Raw genomic sequence first — 1,006 nt, forward strand, 5'->3', positions numbered from 1 at the left:
AGAGCCTAACTAAAGGCGATATGACGCAACGTATTGATATTCGCTTTAACAACGAGTTCAGCCGCGTTAGTGGCCATATCAACACGTTAGCGGACAGCTTGCACGATATTCTAGTGAAGCTAAATGAAGCATCAGAAAACTTAGCCTCGACCGCGACAACCAACGAACGAACGTCTTCTCAAGCGCAATCTAAGCTGAATGCACAACGTGAGCAGACCGCCAACGTGGCAACGGCTATGACCGAGATGTCTCACTCGGTTCAAGAAGTTGCGCAAAGCGCTCAAGGCTCTTTGGAAATGGTTCAACGTGTTGAGTCTGCATCCGAAGAAGGCCGAAATGTCATGAGTAGTAACATTTCGACCATCAATCAGCTAGAAACGCGCCTTCACGAGTCCGTGTCTGCCGTTTCTGAACTGCAAAAGATGAGTGGTCAAATTGGCTCAATTTTGGATGTCATCCGCAACATTGCTGAGCAAACTAACTTGTTGGCTCTCAATGCCGCGATTGAAGCAGCACGTGCAGGAGAGCAAGGACGCGGATTTGCCGTGGTAGCGGATGAGGTACGTGTGCTGGCATCAAAAACAACACAATCCACCACAGAAATCGAATCGATGATCAGCAATCTGCAATCGAGCTCTCAGTCAGCCAACCAAGTGATTCAAAGCTGCATGAGTGATATGGAAATGTCGGTTGAGCAAGCCTCGAAAGCGAACAGTTCAATGGAAGAGATCCAAGCACTCATTATCGAAATCAGCCAAATGAGTACGCACATTTCTCAAGCGGCAGCAGAGCAAAGCGAAACCTCAGCAGATATTGCGCGCAACATTGAAGACATCAACAATATTGCGGATGAAAGTTACCACGCGATGTCGAGCATCACTCATACGAGTGAATCTCTCACTCAGCTTGCTCATCAGCAAAATGAATTAGTCCATCGCTTTAAATTGTAAATTTTTATGCAATAGTTTATGCAACCAGCTGTATAAGGGCGACTTTTTATGAAGTC

At 46.3% G+C, this 1,006-nt stretch carries 1 protein-coding gene; it reads left to right on the forward strand.

Annotation, left to right across the window (positions count from 1 at the left end):
• Positions 1–950 (forward strand): methyl-accepting chemotaxis protein (locus R7M72_RS26255; RefSeq protein ID WP_318056613.1); only part of this gene is annotated, 950 nt, incomplete at its 5' end.
• Positions 951–1,006 lie beyond the last annotated feature (56 nt).

The organism is Vibrio sp. YT-18 (assembly GCF_033337345.1).
GTDB classification, from domain to species: Bacteria; Pseudomonadota; Gammaproteobacteria; order Enterobacterales; family Vibrionaceae; genus Vibrio; species Vibrio alginolyticus.